14 protein-coding genes are annotated in these 18,689 nt (G+C 64.6%); 8 read left to right on the forward strand and 6 right to left on the reverse strand.

The window, feature by feature from the left end:
* Window positions 1–75 precede the first annotated feature (75 nt).
* Window positions 76–954: a hypothetical protein gene (locus NX780_RS17255; protein WP_258829118.1), complete on the reverse strand. Its 879-nt coding sequence runs from the start codon at window positions 952–954 to the stop codon at window positions 76–78.
* A 188-nt stretch (window positions 955–1,142) separates the two neighbouring features.
* On the opposite strand from NX780_RS17255, the gene NX780_RS17260 reads away from it, so the two are divergent.
* The 8 genes from NX780_RS17260 to NX780_RS17295 are packed head-to-tail and all read left to right on the forward strand — an operon-like array spanning window position 1,143 to window position 10,899.
* The gene (locus NX780_RS17260; protein ID WP_258829119.1) at window positions 1,143–1,985 is read left to right on the forward strand and encodes a M15 family metallopeptidase; all 843 of its coding nucleotides are present in this window, start codon (window positions 1,143–1,145) and stop codon (window positions 1,983–1,985) included.
* Window positions 1,986–2,002: 17 nt separating this feature from the next.
* Entirely contained in the window at window positions 2,003–2,266 is a 264-nt protein-coding gene (locus NX780_RS17265; protein ID WP_258829120.1) for a PAAR domain-containing protein, read from the forward strand.
* Between the two features lies 1 nt (window position 2,267).
* Complete coding sequence (locus tag NX780_RS17270; RefSeq protein ID WP_258829121.1) at window positions 2,268–3,656, forward strand: hypothetical protein; 1,389 nt, start codon at window positions 2,268–2,270, stop codon at window positions 3,654–3,656.
* A gap of 16 nt (window positions 3,657–3,672) precedes the next feature.
* Window positions 3,673–7,443: a type VI secretion system membrane subunit TssM gene (gene tssM / locus NX780_RS17275; protein ID WP_258829122.1), complete on the forward strand. Its 3,771-nt coding sequence runs from the start codon at window positions 3,673–3,675 to the stop codon at window positions 7,441–7,443.
* A complete protein-coding gene (gene tagF / locus NX780_RS17280; protein ID WP_258829123.1) occupies window positions 7,440–8,435 on the forward strand; it encodes a type VI secretion system-associated protein TagF in 996 nt (331 codons plus the stop codon). Before tssM ends, tagF begins: the two co-directional genes overlap by 4 nt.
* Window positions 8,436–8,437: 2 nt before the next feature.
* Entirely contained in the window at window positions 8,438–9,214 is a 777-nt protein-coding gene (locus NX780_RS17285; protein ID WP_370663623.1) for an OmpA family protein, read from the forward strand.
* Window positions 9,215–9,241: 27 nt separating this feature from the next.
* A complete protein-coding gene (gene tssA / locus NX780_RS17290; protein ID WP_258829124.1) occupies window positions 9,242–10,258 on the forward strand; it encodes a type VI secretion system protein TssA in 1,017 nt (338 codons plus the stop codon).
* Between the two features lie 41 nt (window positions 10,259–10,299).
* On the forward strand, window positions 10,300–10,899 hold the full coding sequence (locus NX780_RS17295; protein ID WP_258829125.1) for a hypothetical protein: 600 nt from the start codon (window positions 10,300–10,302) through the stop codon (window positions 10,897–10,899).
* Between the two features lie 313 nt (window positions 10,900–11,212).
* Here the strand turns inward: NX780_RS17295 and NX780_RS17300 are convergent, their stop codons facing one another.
* The 5 genes from NX780_RS17300 to NX780_RS17320 all read right to left on the reverse strand — a co-directional run bounded on the left by NX780_RS17300 (window position 11,213) and on the right by NX780_RS17320 (window position 18,683).
* The gene (locus NX780_RS17300) at window positions 11,213–12,028 is read right to left on the reverse strand and encodes a hypothetical protein (RefSeq protein WP_258829126.1); all 816 of its coding nucleotides are present in this window, start codon (window positions 12,026–12,028) and stop codon (window positions 11,213–11,215) included.
* Window positions 12,029–12,113: 85 nt separating this feature from the next.
* A complete protein-coding gene (locus NX780_RS17305; RefSeq protein ID WP_258829127.1) occupies window positions 12,114–12,836 on the reverse strand; it encodes a malonate decarboxylase holo-[acyl-carrier-protein] synthase in 723 nt (240 codons plus the stop codon).
* Between the two features lie 140 nt (window positions 12,837–12,976).
* A complete protein-coding gene (locus NX780_RS17310; RefSeq protein WP_258829128.1) occupies window positions 12,977–13,978 on the reverse strand; it encodes a PoNe immunity protein domain-containing protein in 1,002 nt (333 codons plus the stop codon).
* A gap of 2 nt (window positions 13,979–13,980) precedes the next feature.
* Window positions 13,981–15,462 carry a hypothetical protein gene (locus NX780_RS17315; protein WP_258829129.1) on the reverse strand — a complete coding sequence of 494 codons (1,482 nt, stop codon included), beginning with the start codon at window positions 15,460–15,462 and terminating at the stop codon, window positions 13,981–13,983.
* Window positions 15,459–18,683 (reverse strand): type VI secretion system Vgr family protein, encoded by a 3,225-nt coding sequence (locus NX780_RS17320; protein WP_258829130.1) that lies wholly within the window; start codon window positions 18,681–18,683, stop codon window positions 15,459–15,461. The genes NX780_RS17315 and NX780_RS17320 overlap by 4 nt, the downstream gene beginning before the upstream one ends.
* Between the last annotated feature and the right edge of the window lie 6 nt (window positions 18,684–18,689).

The raw sequence follows: 18,689 nt of genomic DNA on the forward strand, positions 1-18,689 counted from the left end.
GGGCATACAGGCGGGTGGCGCTGCCGAACTGCGCAAGCGCAGCGATGGCCTGATCCAGCAAATCACTACGCATGGTTAACTCGAACTCGAGGCTTTGGATATCCGGACGGACTTGCATTCGGCCGCGCCCTTGGCGCTGCCCTGGCAGACGCGCACGCGGCAGCGCTGCACTTCGGCGGCGGTGGCGTTGGTGGCGCAGCGCTTGTAGATCTCTTCGGGCGAGCCGGCTTCGGGCGCCTTGGTGTGGGCCAGCAGGGCGGCCAGGATGGCGACGTCGCTGTCGACAGCGGGTGCGGTTTTCTTGCCGGAGGCTGGCTTTTGCGCCACCTTCGGCTTGGCGGCGGGCGCACGCGCCTTCTCGGTGCGCGCGGGCTTGTCCGCCGCCGGCTTCTTCGTGCCGGCGGCCTTGCCTGGCGCGGCCTGGGCCAGCTTGAGCGCGGGGGCCGGGGCGGCGGCCGGTGCGTCGAGCAGAGTGACGAGATCGTGCTGGTCGGCCTTCGCCCCAGGGGCCGGGGAAGGCTGCGCGGTATTCGGTGCGTCGAGCGCCGCCGTCAGGTCGTCCTGGATGGTCGCCGCGGCGGGCGCCTGCGGTATGGACTCGAGCGCAGGAGCGGGAGCGCTCGTTGCGACGCCCGAGGCCTGCGCCGGGGCGGCCATGGGCGGAACACGCGCCGGCGCTTGGGCCGCAGCCAGGCTCGCGTCGGCCGACTCGTTCACGCTGCCGAATGCCAGCCACCCCAGGGTGCCGATACCGGCGAAGGCGATCGCGAACACGGCGGCGCGCACCCCGCGCTGGTGATGGTCGTGCCGGGCCGGCGCCGGCGCAGCGCGCGCGGGCGCGGAGCGGCCATCGAGCTGGCTCAGGATGCTGCGGTCCTCCTGCTTGGGGGCCTCGTTCGCTGATAGAAGACTGGGTCGACCCGCGCCGGGGCGGCGTTCGCTACTGTCGTGCAAAACACACTCCTCTGTTGAGTTGACCATAACTTTACGCTGATTGTAAAAATCGTGCCAAATAACAAGTAACCAATTGTGTGGACTTATGCGTTACTCATAATTCCAATCGTGCGGGGTCTTATCGCAAGGGAAAGTTATACTTTGCGGCAACTGCATTTCCGTAACAATTCTTAAACAAGGAAAAGTACGTGCTGTTCGTTGCTGTTGCGTTGTACTTCGCACTGGCATGCCTGATCAGCTGGATGCTGCTGTTCCCGACGGGACGCGCATTCATGCTTCAGACGCTGCTCGGCGCTGGAACACGCATTCAACGGCACTGGCAGTCGATCGCCCAGCGGCGCAAGCTGGCGCTCGCATCGACCCGCCGGTCCGGCCTCGATAGCCTGCACAGGGCCGGCCACTTCCTGCGACAGCACTATGCAATCTGCATGACGGGCCTGGTCCTGCTCGGCGCACCGGCCCTGTTCGCGCTGCTGGGCGGCGCCCACACGACACTCAATGGCTTCGAAACCGATACGCGCGAGGTCAACGGCCAGGTCGCGGCCCTGCTCGAAGGCGAGCAGCTGGTGCCGCCCCCGCCGCTACCGCCGGTGGCCTTCACCACCGCCGAAGTCGCCGAGGCGCGCCCCCTGATCGCCTCGGCCAGCCGCGACTGGGCCATGCTCGACCCCGACTTCGAACAACGCCTGCTGCTGGCTTTCCGCATCATGAAGGAGAAGCACGGCTACGAAATGGCACTGCTGGAGGGCTACCGCAGCCCGGAGCGCCAGCAGAAGCTGGCCGCCATGGGGCCGAACGTGACCAACGCCGCCGCGTTCCAGAGCTGGCACCAGTACGGCCTGGCCGCGGACAGCGCCTTCGTGCGCAATGGACGCATCGTGATCTCGGAAAAGGATCCCTGGGCCATGCGCGGCTACCAGCTGTATGGCGAAGTGGCGGAATCGGTCGGCCTCACCTGGGGCGGCCGCTGGAAGATGATGGACCTCGGGCACACGGAACTTCGCAGGCCCGGCGTCATGAAGCGGCGTTAGCAATTGGAGAACAGAATATGGCAGGCCCCTTGATCAGACTCGGCGACAAGACCTCGCACGGCGGCACCGTCGTCGAGGCCTCCTTGGTCAGCGACATTGGCGGCATCGGCATTGCACGCCTGGGCGACAAGGTGAGCTGCCCGGTGCACGGCGACCAGACCATCGCCACCGGCGACATGACCATGCTGGTCGACGGCAAGCCGGTCGCCCGCCATGGCGACGAAACCGGCTGCGGCGCCAGGCTCATCGCCGGCCAGCAAACCACGGTGGACAAGGTCTAGCATGCGCGGCTGGCTCAAAGGCGCCCTGCTCGCCTCCCTCGTGTTCTGCGGCAGCTGGATCGGCGCGGTGTCGTACTGGCGCGCCACCAACCGCATGCCGTCGACGCTCGACCTGTTCGCCTGGATGGCGGCGCTGCCGCTGGCGCTGCTGCTGGCTGTCTGGCTCGGACGCCGCATCGCGGCAGCGCGCGCGGCGGCAGCATCCCCCGCGCCCACAGACGACGCGGCCGCCGCCGCACCGGCAGCGCCGCCCGCCCTGCCCGCGCTGGCCATCCTGGCCGGCGCCGTCCATACCCCGCACGGCGCCAGCGCGGAGGAGCTGTCGCAGGCCGTCGGCGAAGGCCGCGCACGCGCCGACCTCGACCCCGAACTGGTGGACCAGGACGGTTTTCCGCTCATGAGCGCGCGCGTCCAGCTCGACGCCATCGAACTGTTCAAGGAGGAGCTGGACGCGTGGCGCAGCAGCGCCGGCCACGCGGATCCGCGCTTCAAGGACGAGCAGTGGCGCGCCCTTGCACTTGGTACCGCGGTCGCCGGCGAACTCCTGATGCAGGCGACCGGCCATCCTCTGCTGCTCGCCGGCGCCCAAGACGGGGCCGGCGCGGCGCCACTCCCGGTGCTGCGCATCCAGGCAGTACTCGCATCAAGCTGGAACGAGGAGCAGCGCGCGATCGCCGCGGCCTGGCTGGGAGCGCTCTCGGTCCGGGCCGGGTGGCCGGAAAAACGGCTGGAGGTCACAAGCCTGGCGACGCAGGCGAGCGCCGTCCTGGCCCAGCTGGCGGATGAGGCCGCACGCCCCGGAGAAACGGTATTCACGATCGTCCTCAGCTTCGGTTCGCAGATCGGTGAAACGGCCGTCGAGGAGCTGGCGATGCAGGGCGCCCTGTTCGCCGCCGCGAATCCGCAGGGCCTGATTCCAGGCGAAGCCGCCGCCGGCCTGCTGGTCGCCGATGCCGCCCAGGCAGCGCAGTGCGGCTTGCCCGCCAACGTCCTGCAGCTGGCGAGCATGCCGCGAAATGCGAAGGATGCAGGCCGCAAGCCCGACGCACGCGAGCTGCGCCAGCTCGCCGCAACGCTGCTGCCCGACGCGCAAGGCAGCGCCGGCGTCAGCGCCGTGCTGGCCGACACCAGCCACCGCAGCGCCGGCGTGCTGGAACTGATGAAGTTCAGCGGCGAAGTCCTGCCCCACCTCGACGCCGGCCAGGACGTCAGGAGCCTCGGCGGCGCCTGCGGCCATTGCGGCCATGGCGAACAGTTGCCTTTCCTGGCCGCGCTGGTCCTGGCCCACCAGCACGCAAACGAAACCGCCGGCGCCGCCCTGTGCGTCGGCAACGAAGACCCATTACAACGTACTGCCGCCCTGGTTCGCCCGGCCGCGGCACTTTCCTGAACGAGAACGACCGACGATGCAATCACTCCGGCAAACCCTGACCTCCCGACCCGCACTGAGCCTGGCCGGCCTGCTCGCCCTGGCGGCCCTGCTGTGGATCGCCACCGCCCTGCTCGGACTGCCGCCCGCCTGGGCCTGGGCCATCTTCCTGCTCGCCGTGCTGGGCGTCGGCGCAGGCTGGCTGTGGCGCCGCTACCGCGGCAAGCAGGCCGGCGTCCAGCTGGGCGACATGCTGGAACAGCAGGCATCCAGCGCCGCACCGAAGGCCAACCCGGCCCAGCGCCAGGAGCAGGAAGAAATCCGCACCCGCATGCTGGACGCGATCGCGACCATCAAGGGCTCGAAACTGGGTCAGCTGTCCGGCGACGCGGCCCTCTACGAACTGCCCTGGTACATGATCATCGGGAACCCGGCGGCCGGCAAAAGCACGGCGATCGCCAGCTCCGGCCTGCAGTTCCCTTTTGCTGACAGCAAGATCGTGCACGGCGTCGGCGGCACCCGCAACTGCGACTGGTTCTTCACCACCGACGGCATCCTGATCGACACCGCGGGCCGCTATTCGGTGCAGGAGGAAGACCGCGCCGAGTGGTTCGGCTTCCTTTCGCTGCTGAAGAAATACCGCAAGAAAGCGCCGATCAACGGCGTGATCATCGCGGCCAGCGTGGCCGAACTGACCGGCAACCGTCCGGAATTCGCCATCAACCTGGCCAAGAACCTGCGCCAGCGCGTGCAGGAGCTGACCGAGAAGCTCGAAGTGCACGCGCCGGTCTACGTGGTCTTCACCAAGGCCGACCTGATCACCGGCTTCAACGAATTCTTCCAGGACGCCGAGCGCGGCGAGCGTGACCGCATCTGGGGCGCGACGCTGCCCTACAACCCGAACGTGAGCGGCCAGCAGGTGCTGGACAGTTTCGATGCCCGCTTCGACGAGCTGTACGAAGGCCTGAAGGACATGAGCGCGGCGAACATGGCGCTGCAGTGGCGCGAGCGCATGCCGCCGGGCGTCTTCACCTTCCCGCTCGAATTCTCCAACATCAAGGGACCGCTGCGCGCTTTCATCGCCACCCTGTTCGAGGAAAATCCCTTCCAGTTCAAGCCCGTGTTCCGCGGCTTCTACTTCACCAGCGCGCTGCAGGAAGGCGAGCCGGTCTCTGTCTCCTCCGAGCGCGTGGCGCGGCGCTTCGACATCAAGCTGCAGCCGCATGAGGGAGAAGAGGTACACCAGCAGCAGGGCTACTTCCTGCTCAATCTCTTCCGCAAGGTGATCTTCGCCGACAAGGACCTGGTGGCGCAGTATGCGAGCCCCGCCAAGATCCGCATGCGCTACGCCGCCTTCATCGCCTGCGTGGCGGTGGCCGGCCTGGCCCTGGGCGGCTGGACCTGGTCGACAATGAACAACCGCCAGCTGGTGGCCAACGTCGAAGCCGACCTGGCCCAGGCGGCGCGCGTGCAGGCCAAGCGGGTCGACCTGCAGTCGCGCTTCGAGGCCCTGCAGATCCTGCAGGACCGCATCGAGCAGCTGGAACGGTATCGGGAGGACAGGCCGCTTTCCCTGAGCCTGGGCCTGTACCAGGGCGACTACCTGGAGCGCAAGCTGCGCGAGGAATACTTCAGCGGCGTACGCGAAGTCATGCTCAAACCCGTGGGCGAATCGCTGGAGGGCTTCCTCACGGAGGTCAACCGCAACGCCGCCGAGCTGCAGCCCTCGGCGCGCGCAGGCGGCGCCGACGCGGACGCCGCGAAGACCGCGGCCCAGGCCTCCCAGCAGTTCAAGGATTCCTCGCCGACCAGCAGCGAGGATGCCTACAACGCACTCAAGACCTACCTGATGCTGGCCGACCCGGCGCGCGCCGAAGGCGCCCACCTGAACGACCAGCTGACCCGCTTCTGGCGCAACTGGCTGGACGCCAACCGCGGCGCCATGCCGCGCGAAGAGATGATCCGCGGCGCCGAGCGCATCATCACCTTCTACCTGTCCCAGATCCAGGACGTGTCCTGGCCGCGCCTGGAGCCGAAGCTCGCCCTGGTCGACCAGACCCGCGACAACCTGCGCCGCGTGGTGCGCGGCATGCCGGCGCGCGAACGCGTCTACGCCGACGTCAAGGCGCGCGCCGCGACCCGCTTCCCGACCATGACGGTGGCCCGCATCGTGGGCGAGCAGGACAAGGAGCTGGTGCTGGGGAGCTATGCGATCCCCGGCACCTTCACCCGCGAAGCCTGGGAAGGCTTCGTGCAGGACGCCTTCCGCGACGCCGCCAACCGCGAACTGCAGAGCGCCGACTGGGTGCTCAAGACCGCGTCGAAGGACGACCTCACCCTGGAAGGCAGCCCGGAGCAGATCCAGAAGTCGCTGGTGGAGCTGTACAAGAACGACTACGCCAAGGAGTGGCAGCGCTTCCTGCAGGGCGTGACCATCCGCGACCTCGGCAATTTCGAAGCCGCGGCCGGCGCCATGAATCGCCTGGGCGATCCACAGACCTCCCCCATCGGCAAGCTCGTGACCACGGTCTACCAGCAGACCTCCTGGGACAATCCGACCCTGGTCGACGCCGGCCTGCAGCAGGCGCAGCGCGGCGTGATGGCCTGGTTCAAGGAGACCATCCTGCGCCAGAAACCGTCGCAGGTGAACATCAACATCCCGGCCGGCACCCCGCAGAACGCCGCCCTGCCGCTCGGCCCCGTCGGCCGCGAGTTCGCCGGCGTCGCGCGCATGGTGGTCGCCAAGGACAACAACGCTTCCCTGATGCGTGGCTATATGGACCAGATGTCCAAGCTGCGCAGCCGCTTCAACACCATCAAGAACCAGGGCGACCCGGGCCCGGGCGCCAAGCAGCTGATGCAGCAGACGCTCGACGGCAACGGCTCGGAACTGGCCGACGCCCTGAAATACGTGGACGAGCAGATGCTGACCGGGATGAGCGACAGCCAGAAGGCGGCCATCCGCCCGCTGCTGGTGCGCCCGCTGATGCAGAGCTTCGCCGTGATCGTCAAGCCGACCGAGCTCGAGATCAACAAGGTCTGGGCGGCCCAGGTGGTCCAGCCCTTCCGCCAGAACCTCGCGCCGAAATACCCCTTCTCTGTGGAGTCGCGCCTGGAGGCGAGCAACCAGGAGATCGGCGAGATCTTTGGCCCGGCCGGCGCCATCGCCAAGTTCTTCGACACGACGATCGGTCCGCTGGTGGTGCGCCGCGGCGACGTGCTGGCGGCAAAAACCTGGGCCGACATGGGCATCCATCTGGCGCCCACCGTCGTGGCCAGCTTCCCGGGCTGGATCGCTCCCTTGTCCGCCAATGGCGTGGCCAATGTGGCGGCCGTCAGCGGCGGCGAAGAGCAGACCATGTTCGACCTGCAGGCCCTGAGCGCGGTCGGCGCCACCGAATTCACCATCGAGATCGACGGCCAGGCACTGCGCTGGCGCGGCCAGGCCCAGCCCTGGGTCCACATGGCCTGGCCCAGCAACTTCGGCACGCCGGGCGCGCGCATCACGGCGATCACCCCGCAGGGCCGCAGCGTGACCCTGCTGAACGAACCTGGCCGCACAGGCCTGAAGAGCATGGTCGAAGCCTCGAGCCGCAAGAAGAAGGATGGCGGCGTGTTCGAGCTGACCTGGTCGAACGAAGGCGTGAGCGTCTCCGCCAACCTGAAAGTCATCGGCACGCGCAAGCCGGCCGCCGCGCCCGCCCCTAGCCCGGGCAACCAGGGCTTCAAGCGCCTGCGCCTGCCGGATACCGTCGTCGCGGCGCCCGCCACCGTGACCGCGGTCGCCGCGAACGGAGGTGCGCAATGAGCCGTCTCGGTACCAACGCTACGGCCGCCACCGTGGGCTACTTCGGCAAGGTGCCGAGCCGGGGCGACTTCATCAAGGGCAGCGACAATCCGGCCCTGATCAAGACCCTCGACGACTGGCTGGCGCGCGCCATGGACCTCCTGGCAAGCGACGCCCGCTGGAAGCTCAGCTACGACGCCATGGCGCCACTGCACTTCGCCATCATCGGGCCGCGCCGCCGCCACGCGATCGCGGGGCACATCGTGGCCAGCAGCGACCAGTCAAGCCGGCGCTTTCCCTTCCTCATGATGAGCACCCTCGAAGTGAGCGAGCCGGCCGAATTCGTGCCGGATGCTCCGCTGGTGCTGAACCGCCTGTGGAATCGCCTCGAGACGCTGAGCACCGGAGTGCTGAGGGCCCCCGACGCGGCGGCGCCGCTGCAGGCCGCCACCAGCCAGGTCATCGAGGTCGACCTGCGCACGTCGGCCTATGACGCGGCCTTCGCCGACTTCCTCGAGATGCAGACCATCGGCGGCCTGCAGGCCATGCTGGCGCAGGCCGGTTTCCAGGGCAGCGTGCGCCAGTTGCTGCTGGCCCTGGGCATGCTGCTGCAACCGGTACTGGCGAGCAGCTCCAGCCGCCTCGAGAAAAGCCTGCTGCTGCCGCTGCCGCGCGACCCCATGTACCGCAGCCTGGTGGCGGCCTTCTGGATGCACCTGATCACGCCTTTCCTCGCGCGCGCCGACTTCGAGCTGGCCCTGTTCCTGACCCGCATCGCGGAACGCCCCGCCCTGGTGCTGGGCTTCTCGGGCGCCTCGGCGCAGACCCTGCAGGCCATCATCGACCCGCGCGCGGGCCAGGAACGCCACATCACCTTCGACGAACTCGACTGGGTCGAAGACCAGGTGAACGACGACTATGCCGTGCGCAAGCTGTCGACCTACCTGGCGCAGGAGGAGCTCTCGCTCAAGTCCGCCCTCGATTCGCTGAACACCGCTTTTATCGGAACCTGACCATGGCACGACCTTACTACCCATTCCTGCTGGCGCTGTTGCTGGGCGCCGCCAACATGGCCCAGGCCCAGGCCCAGGCGCCGCAGCCGGGCCAGGTGCTGGCCGCCGGCACCGTTCCCGACGAAGCCACCAAGGCAGCCGTACTGGCGCGCCTGCGCGAGCTGTACGGCGCCGAGCGCGTGGTCGACCAGATCGCGATCGGCCAGGTGGCCATGCCCGCCAACTGGAACAGCTATGTGCAGAAGCTCATCTCGCCGGACCTGAAGCAGATCAGCCGCGGACAATTGAAGATCGACGGCACCACCGTGAGCCTGCGCGGCGAAGTCGCCAATGAAGGGCTGCGCCAGAAGATCGCAGGCGACGTCGCATCGAACCTGAACCCGACCTATACCGTCAACAACGGCCTGCGCGTGTCCAGCAACGAACAGGGCATCCTGGACAGCGCCCTGGCCAACCGCACCGTCGAATTCGAGAGCGGCAAGGCGACCCTGACGCCGGCCGGGCGTGCCATCCTCGACGAGATGATCGCGGCCATGCAGAAGGTCAAGGGGCGCAAGGTCGAGATCATCGGCCATACCGACAACGTCGGCCTGCGCGCCACCAACCAGGGCCTGAGCCAGGCCCGGGCCGAGGCGGTGAAGGCCTATATGGCCAGTCACGGCATCAACGGCGACCTGCTCACGGCCTCGGGCCAGGGCTCGGACCGGCCGGTGGCCAGCAACGAGACGTCGGAAGGCCGCGCGCGCAACCGCCGCATCGAATTCCGCATCGCACAGTAAGCAACAACAGAATCACAAGGACCACGCATGTTCACAGCCGAAGACCTCCTTCAGCCGATCAGCCCGGACCGCCCCGCCGGCGCCGACCTGAGTTTTTCGTCCGATATGGACGCCATCGTCCACGCCCGCAAGTTCGATGACCCTTCGCTCGACCAGGGCGAATGGGTGACCGAGCTGAAGGAAGCCGACTGGGATTTCGTCGTCAAGCGCAGCAGCGCCCTGCTCGCGGGCACCAGCAAGGACCTGCGCCTGGCAGTCTGGCTGACCGAAGCCGCCGCCAAGCGCCACTACCTGCCCGGCCTGGCCGAGGGCCTGCGCGTGGTGGGCGGCCTGGTGGAGCGCTTCTGGGACCAGGGCCTGTATCCGGAAGCCGAGGACGGCGACCAGGAGCAGCGCATCGGCAACCTGGCGTGGATCCTGGCGCGTATTCCCGGCCTGCTCAAGGAAATCCCGGTCACCGACGGCAACGGCAGCGCCTGGACCCTGCTCGACTTCGATACCGCGCGCAAGGCCAACCTGGACGACGGCCGCCGCCTGGCCGAGATGGAGGCGGCGCGGCGCGCCAGTTCCACCGCCTTCCGCAGCGGGTTTGCGCGGGATGCGCAGGCTTGCATGGACGCCCTGCTGGATCTGGAGCGCGCGGCCGATGCGCGGCTCGGCAACGAGGCGCCGGCCTTCGTGGCGGCGCGAGATGCGGTACAGGAGCTGATTCGTACGATGCCGGCGCCGGGTGAACCCGCGGCCGCAGCTCCGGCCCACGACGCTGCGCCGGCGGGCACGCAGTCCGCCGAAACGCATGCAGCGCCGATCCACGCGGGTCCGTCGGGCCCCATCACCACGCGCCATCAGGCCATCACCCAGTTGCGCGCCATCGCCGAATTCTTCCGCCGCACCGAGCCGCACAGCCCGGTGTCCTATTTTGCCGACAAGGCGGCGAATGCGGGCGAACAGGACCTGCATACCTGGCTGCGCTCGGTGGTCAAGGATTCGGCTTCGCTGGCGCACATCGAGGAGCTGCTGGGCGTGCCGCCCCAAGGCGGTTGACAGCGATTCGCGTCCAGGCATAAGCGGTGGAGAGCAACGCCGTGTACATCTACAGTCACCGCTCGGCGGACGAACTGCTGGACCTGGATGACAACACCGGCATCGCTGTGCAGGTGACCGAGTCAGACGGAGAGAAGATCTGGGCGGGGTCCACGCCGCTGGCGCTGCGCGCCCGCCACAAGGTGCGCGGGAGCTATACCATCGAGGCAGGCAGGCGCTGCGCGTGCTTCTGGAACGACGAGCGAGAACTGGTGTTCCTGACGCCGGACGGCGAGCGCTTCGTCCTCTTCCAGATTGGCGCCGACGGGCGCGTGCAGGCGCGCATGCCGGGAACCGGTGTTGATCTGGCCCCGGCAATCGACAGCGACGGGAAGCAAATCGCGGGGTTCAGCAGATCCATATTGGCTGATGGCAGCGGCCGCAGTTTCTTCGAGATCGTCTACGAGTCAATGTCCTACTTAACGCTGTTTGGGTTGAACAGCATGCTCGCCTTCGTGCCGACGAGGAGCTGTCCGACTGGGATTTCTTCGTCGCGGTCGAGCGCACGGTCGACAAACTCAGCGCCATCGCGCGCGCCTCCGAGTCCTTGTCAGCGGAGAATCCTTTCGCTGCGGCGCTGGCCGCGGGGTGGTCACCGCTGATACGGGCGCATGTTGCGGCAGGACCGGGCTATGGGCGGCGTGCCGCCGGTCCGAAGAGCGCTGCGTACGCAGCCTGGGCGAGCTGATGCCGCAAGCTGGCCGGCAGGACGATACCTGGGTATGAGTGGGACGCGTAGGGTGATCTCGCGGCTGGCAGGCCCGCCTTGTCGATGAGCTACATATGACGCGTCAGGCGCGACGTTGCGCTGCTTCTCGACGCGACATGACCGCTGTACCGCTGCCATAGCCATGGGCAGCTCAGCGCGAGCGCCACCGCAGGGATCAGGTTTTGCGTAGCGCCATCCCAGCGCGATCAAGCCAGTTTCTTGACTAATTGTTTTCCAGATGCACTTTGAAGTTCTACCATAAGTTCCGCCTGGATCTCTCGTACCTTCCTGGCTTCGCCCATCTTTTGGCCAATCAATTGGAAAACAAACGCCGTAATCACAGCACTGGGAATGCCCCATGCAAATGCGCTAAACACGGGGAAAGCCATGCGAAAATTTAATCCAATTAACATAAAGCCGACTAGCAGCACCCCGGCAACGGTTGAGAGCCTTCGCGGTAGGCCGGGGATATATAGGTCGGGCTCTAGCTTTAAGGACAGCAATACCTTCTCCCATGCAATCGTCCCCTTGACGGGGTCCAAATTTCCGAATCGCAGCCGATCGGGACGCGAGGACCAACTGCGAAGAAAGTCGCTTTTACCTTTCAAAAAATTAACCACACACAACAATAGGAGTATGCATACTACAACTGCCTTTGCATAGACTGGCAGCGAGTCCATCCAAAGTATGGGCATGAACAGGCAAAACATGATCCAAGCCAACGTAAGAAGTAGAGCAGCGCCGAACACGATTGCGAAATACAACCTGTTATGAATCATGCGGTATAGCGCGACCTGCACGAGGAAAATTAGACTCGCCCCACTGGTGCCGAGAACGATTGAACCATATCCCGCGTTATCCCCTGCCAATCTCGACGCTAGCAATGAGCTACCAACGGTGCTGAACAATAAAAGAAAAAAGGAAATAGATAGTATTGTTGTCGGCTTTTCCATCATTTTTTGCCCGCCCTTTCGAGCGAATACACTCCAGAGGCTGGCCGTCTTTACAAAAGATGCAGGCATGCACTCGCGCCTGAACGCATCAACTTTCTCGCAACGGATGCGACTGCATTCCATTGGACTGGCATCTGCTGAGGGTTCGTCTTGTTCACTTCCGAATCTTGAACACAAACCCAAGCTTTTTCTGTAAATCGTTGATAGCGCTAGCTTCTGACATACGATTTCCAACTAGCTGGAAGAAAAACGATCCGAATACTGCACACGGAACACCCCAGGCAAACGTGCTTAACACCGGATACACAGTCCGGAAATTAAGCCCTGCGAGCATTGAGATGAGTAATAGCGCCGACAATACCGAGGTGACATTTTGAGGCAGCCCAGGGATAAAGATGTTGGCATCGTATCGCAACCGTTTCTGGATCTGCTCCCAATCGATTGTGTGCAATTGCGGATTTACTCTTCCGATGACAAGTGGGTCGCCAACGCTTCGCCACCGATCAGCGAACTGGCGATAGCCTCGCCAAAGGTTCGCGATAGACAGAAAGACCAAGATTCCCGATGCAGAACACTTTGCCAGCAACGGCACCGTTTCCACCCAGAATATCGGAATGAACAGGCTGAACATGAACCAAACGAGATTCAGGCCAAGCGCGCCATAGAATACCGCGACATAAAAAAGTCGGTCTTGATTGACGAAATAAAGTGCTAGCTGAAAAACAAACGTTAGTCCTGCAATAGTCAGACATATAGCAAGCGCTTCAAATCCCGCATCCGCGCCGGCAATCTTGTAGGTTAACAGCCAGCCGAGGACACTGCCGAATGCCAACAGCGTGAGTGATAGAAACAATTTTTCTGAATTTACAGCTTCCATCAACTCGCCTAGTTTCGCGACGGGGTTCTAAATTTCGAAAGACTCGTCTGCCATATCAACCAAATATGCCGCTCCAATATATCCGACAAAGCAAATGAGGTGGAGATGTTTCGGAAAGTATGGTTTCCCGATCCAGATTCCTATTTTTTGACATACCGCCAGACTGTCAGTCCGTATGGTGAGCCAAGTTGACGCATTTCCGTACCCTGCGCATACTGCTCTCGTTCAGCAGGAATACCAACCGATTCCCACGTTCCCCCGATTGGGCATCGATCGCCGGCTTTTGCACGAATTTCTTTCGCTTGAGGCCGATTTTGCGCATCGGTCGCCGCAAGTCTCTGCTGATAGAAGTCGACGATTTCGCGCGGGTAGAATGGCTTCTCGCGATACATCGTGTCGTCGATCCCTAGGACGGCAGTGATCGCCCCGGACTCCCATGACCAATAGCCCTGAAAACGAGGAGCGCCGTGCATGCCGTGGTACGGTTCCCGGCGGCTTGCCTCGTACCAGTCATCCAGGTACTCACTCATCATTCCCGGCCGTTCAGAAGGGCCTGCATCAAAAATGCGCAAGGTTTTATAGTAGGGAAGATGACGTACGCACTCCGAGGGCGGTGGCGAGGGGCGCTCGACGAAGCGTGCCGCCAAGCGCTCCAACATGCCATCGCGGACAGGGTTCTTGTAGTCGACAATGTCCATGACACGCGGTACCAGTTCCTGCCATCCAAGCAGGATGGCGAAACAGAGCAATCGGCTGGCGCGGTGAAAGTCGACATCGGCGAGGGCCAAGTGCGGGGCCGGATTCCTACTGCCCTCAGGACTTGCGTTGTAAGCCTCGGAGTACATGGCGTACTCCTCGTAGTAAGCGAGTACATTGGGGAGGAAACCAGCCAGTTCGTCGATGCGAGCGCCAGCCGAATAGCTGAGCGAAAGCAAATCTAGCGAGTACTCCGCGCGCGCGCGCGTCAGCCGCAGTAGCGTAGCGATATCCTTGCCTTTGATCCAATCCGGATCGCTCAGCCGTTTGGCCGCTTTCGGGATACGGCTCGTCAGGTCTTCCGCTTCCACCTGATACGCCTGGTAATCCAAGAGCGGGTCCCGCCGCTCCGTCGGAAATTCTTGTTTCGTGATCAATCGAATCATGGTTATCGCTCTAGTATGTTGTCGGGTAAGTTAAGGATGACCTGTACTTCGTGCGTGCTCCCCCCCGACTGGCGGTGCTTGTGAAGCTGGCGCCCAGTCACCAGTGAGATCCAGCGGTTGTAGGGGCACTCGTCTATATCCCCATCCAACCAGTCGCGGATCAGGTTGGGCAGCCTGCTGCCCTTGGCAGTCAAGCGTTCCCTAGGGTGCGGCAAGCGCTCTTCGATCCACTTGTGACTCATCTGCGTGTGCAGGCCCGTCTCCGCATTCGGGGCAGCGAGGCCCTTCCGAAGCTCCGTGTCCTGGGTATCCGATCCGCCAACGCCTACGCGCCTGTTGGCGAGCCGGTCGCGATCCTCGCTTGCGAAAATGTTCGGCCTGTCATTGCGGGTAGGATTAGCAGCTTCGTCCGCGCGCAAAGCGTTGAACGCTTCCTGCAAATCCGCTGGCAACGCTGCCATGAGCTTGAAAGAATCGAAGATGCTGGACTTGGTCTCGCCGACGACGAATTCACGCCCTGCGGAATAATTTGCCCACAAGTGATCCAAGCCATTGTGGCCGACACTGTGTTCTTCAATTAGTTGGCCTCCATTCTTGGCTTTACGGAAGTGGATATGCTTTCGCTTGACGTAGTAGTCGGTGATGTGTTCCGCTGGAATACCAGAGCTCCAGCTCTGCTTCTTCGGTTCGGCCTTCTTCTTCGTTGCGGTATTCGTCGCGTTTGGTTGCGCTGTCGGAGCTTTTTCTTTTGCGGCGCGCTTGGCTGCCAGCCTGCGCTGCACGCGCGCCGCTGCAACCCGCTGCTGTTCCGCCAGCGCTGCCCGCGACGGTGCCTGAGGCCGGGGAGCAGGCGGGCGAACTGCAGCCGTATTGCGTGGCACTTCATGGCCGAGCATGCGGGTATGCATGATCTTCAGTTCCGCGAAGGCTTCGTCGATCATCTTGGGCGCCCGACGGCGCAAGCCCTGTAGCTCGGCGATGATGGCAGCGACTTCTTTTCGTCCGGCGAACATCTTGACCGCCCAAGAATCGAGGCCATCGATGAACGCGTCAATACACTTGAAGAACAAGCTCTTGGTTTGGGCAATCAACGCTCCCCAGTTAACGTTCTGCATGTATTTTTGCACATTGCCTCGGAGCTTAGGCGAGACAGCTTCCAGCACACGGCCAAAGCTTCTCCCCTGCTTCATCAGCTTGAAGCCGACCTTCAACGCGTCCCCAACCGCAGGCACACATCCGATCAGATTGATCACCAGGTTGACCCAGGCGCTGACGCTCATGGGGGATTTTGCAATGACGATGATGCTGATGATGACGTCGCGCGCATCCATCGCCTGTCCGACGCCGGGGACCACGCCAAGGATGCCGGTCACGATAATGTGCCCCGGCGACGAGCCAGCGCCGGTGACCAGGTCCATCAGCCAGTTGCCAATGCCGGAATCAGCCTGCTTGATGGCGCGTGCTGCAGGTGTGACCGCGCTCATGCCTGCTCTCCTTCGTCCTTGCCGTGGATGTCCCGATAGCTGCGTTCCCCGTCGCGTGCGTCCGCCGAATCTTCGTCGTCGTAGAGGTAGTCATGGACGTGGTAATCGTATTCCAGCTCGACGTCGCCTTCGCCGTCCACCGCGTTCGCCATGCGTTCGATTTCGTCCGGGAAGAAATTCGATTTGTAGTGCTCCGCTTCCTGTGCGAGATACTGCGCGATTAGCCGTTGCGCCTCGTCGTCCGTCGTCGCTTTTGCGCCGAAAACGGCGTTCGACTTGGGCTGCTTGCGCGGCACCGCTTCGCGTTCGTCCTCGCCATAGAAAACCTGTGCACGCTGCGTGGGAACGTTTTCCAAGCGGGCATGGCCATAAGCGTCAAGCTTGCCGCTGACGCTTGTACCATCATCGAACAGTACCATGTACGGCGCGCCGACCATGGGCTGTAGATCGTCCCATCGGTAGTTAAGCTCCATGAAGTTCTTGACCTGTCCCGGCTTCGGCAGCTGCGGCAGCACGGGTGTACTACTCCGCGGCCCCGTCAGCTCCTTCATGCCTGCCCTGAACGCCATCTTTCCCGGTCCGTGCACCTCGATATTGCCCCCGGTGAGTTTCAGGTAGGCGCCCTGCGCCGTCAGCAGAACGGTGTCTTTTGCTGCCACGGTCACGCTGCGGGTAACGCTGGCAACGGTAATGGTCCGGTCGGCGGTAATGCGCGTCGGGCCGGTCTGGCTTTGCGCGCTAAATTTCCCGCTGGCTGAATGCAAGCGGATGCCTGTTTCGGTATTCGGCTTGCTCGCTGCCTGCGCTTTGCCGTAAGTGAAAACGCTGATCCCGGCCTTGACGGCGTGATACAGGTTGGCTTGTGCCGCGATGTCGATGTCCTGCCCGGCCGTGATCGCCGTCGAAGCGCCGGCGGCGAGTACCGCGCTGGCAGGAGTCAACGCCGCGATGCCCATCGGACCGGCCAACTGCAACTGAGCCTCACCAAACGACGCCGCGCTGCCCATCCCGCCCTCACCTGCTACTGCCACCGCGCCGCTGCTCACCTGGATTGTGTCTAGGGAGTGCTGGACGTCGCGCACAGCGGAAAGTTCCTCGGCCTTTCCCTCGCCTGCAATCTGCGCCTTGTGCTTTTGCGCCGTCGACGCCAGGTCGGTCATCAACTCCTTGGCGCTTTCGATCTGCATCGCGGCAGGCGACGACTCCAGGTGCGCGTCGGCTCCCGACGCCACATCGGTCGCCAGCAGCATGCCCGCGCCCGCGCGCACCGCCACGGTATGCGCCGACTTCAACTCGGCGCCGAAGCCGCTCGGGCCCAGGCGCTGGTTGTCTGTCTGATGCCGCAGATGCCCCAGATTCAGCTCATCATGCCCTTCATGCGCCTTGGCATGCCGCTGCAGCGCCACCCGTGCCTGCTGCGGCGTGTCGTCGAACACCAGCTGGCTATACGCTCCGTTGCCCTGCTGGCTGGCCTGCAGCGCCTGGCTCTTCAGCCCCGACAGAACCGCCGGATGCGCATGTGCCCCACCTTCTCCCGGGAACCAGGCCGGCGCATTGCCGGTCGCCGCGCCGCCGCCCTGCACCACCTGGTTGCTTTGCGCATCAGGCTGGCCAGCACCGTTGTACACCGCGCCGATCACCACTGGCCGGTCGATATTCCCATCCAAAAAGTCGACCAGCACTTCCTGCCCGACCCGCGGCAGCGCATGGCTGCCCCAGTTCGCGCCGGCGACCGGCGCCAGCGGTGTCGCCACGCGCACCCAGGTGCCGGCGGTGTCGTCGGCGGGCGCGCCGGTGTGGCCGTCGGGCGAGGGATGCGGCAGGCGGCTATGGCTCGCGTCCCCGCGCTGCCAGTGGAACTGCACCTTGATGCGATGGTCCCGGTCGGTGTGGATCACGGAGCCTGACGGGCCGACCACGATGGCGGTCTGCTGCCCCTGCACGACCGGACGCGGATGCAGCAGCGCGCCATGACCGTCCGTGCGCCTGGCGCGGTAGGGAACGCGGCTCGGAATCGCCTCGAAGCGGTTGCGGTAGACCGGGCGCGTGCCAGGCTCCCGCCCCGCCGCATGCAGGTTTGAACCCAGCTCTTCCTCGTTCTCCTTTCGGAGCAGGCACTGCCCGAGCAGCCGCGCCAGGGCGTTGCCCGTATCGGCATCGAGGTTGTTGTGCGCCAGATGACGCACGCGCACCAGGGTGAAGGCGGCGTCCTCATTGCCATCGAAGCGGCTGTGCTCATGCAGCGTGAAGGTGGTGCCGGGAACGAAACTGCGCACGGTGCCGGCGCCGACGTGCACTTCGCGCTCGGCCTGCAAGGCCTCCAGCTGGCGGTCGGCGATGCGTTGCCCATGCGCGCGCGACGCATAGGCGTAAACGCCCGGCAGGTCGCGGCTGGGCAGCGCGATCGCGTCGAGTGCGGAGCTGGTCACGGCGCGCAGGCCGCGGCTGCGGTAATCCCAGCTCGCCAGCTCCACCGCATTGGTCTGCAGCTTCGATTCGATGCGCCAGCGGTCGACGCTGTCCTCGCGCATCACCGCTCCCGGCTGGGTGAAGCGCACGTCCGCCTTCTGGTTGGGTACGAACGCGCCGTTGTGGTCGGCGATGACCAGGGTATGACACTCGGCCCCATGCTCGAAGAAGTAGAACTGCCCCTCCTCGCTCATCAGGCGTTCGGCGAAGGCGAAATCGCTTTCCTGGTACTGGGTGGTGATGCTGCGCTTTGGGTAGACGCCCGGGTCGGCCAGCTCGAAGCGCCAGGCCGGCGCCAGCTTGCCGCGGCTGTCCCAGGACCGGAAGACGGTGTCGAGGATGTCGGGCACACTCATGTCCTGGAACACGCGGCTGTCGCGGCCCAGGGAGAGGAAACGGGTCCACGGCTCGATGACGAGGCGATAGCGGGCAAAGCCGCCGTTGGCGCCATTCAGCTCCGCGGAAGTGACGTGTCCATGGAAGTTCCGGTTCTGTCCGAAGCCGTCCGTCAGCAGTTCGAGCAGCACCGGCTGTCCGATCAGGGCTTTGAGCGGAATGGCGGCGTCGAGCGACAGCGCGGCGACCTCGAAGCGAAAACCCTCGCTCAGCCCTTCGCTGCCGCGCAGGCTTTCGGCCAGCAGGACGTCCTCGCCCAGCGGCGTCGTCAGCTTCAGGACGCGGCGGTGCTGGGCGTAGCGTCCGGCCAGGCTTTCCAGCACCGCGGACGCCAGCGAGGCGATCGGCGATGTCATGCTTTC

It is taken from the genome of Massilia agri (genome assembly GCF_024753255.1).
Classification (GTDB): Bacteria; Pseudomonadota; Gammaproteobacteria; order Burkholderiales; family Burkholderiaceae_D; genus Telluria; species Telluria agri.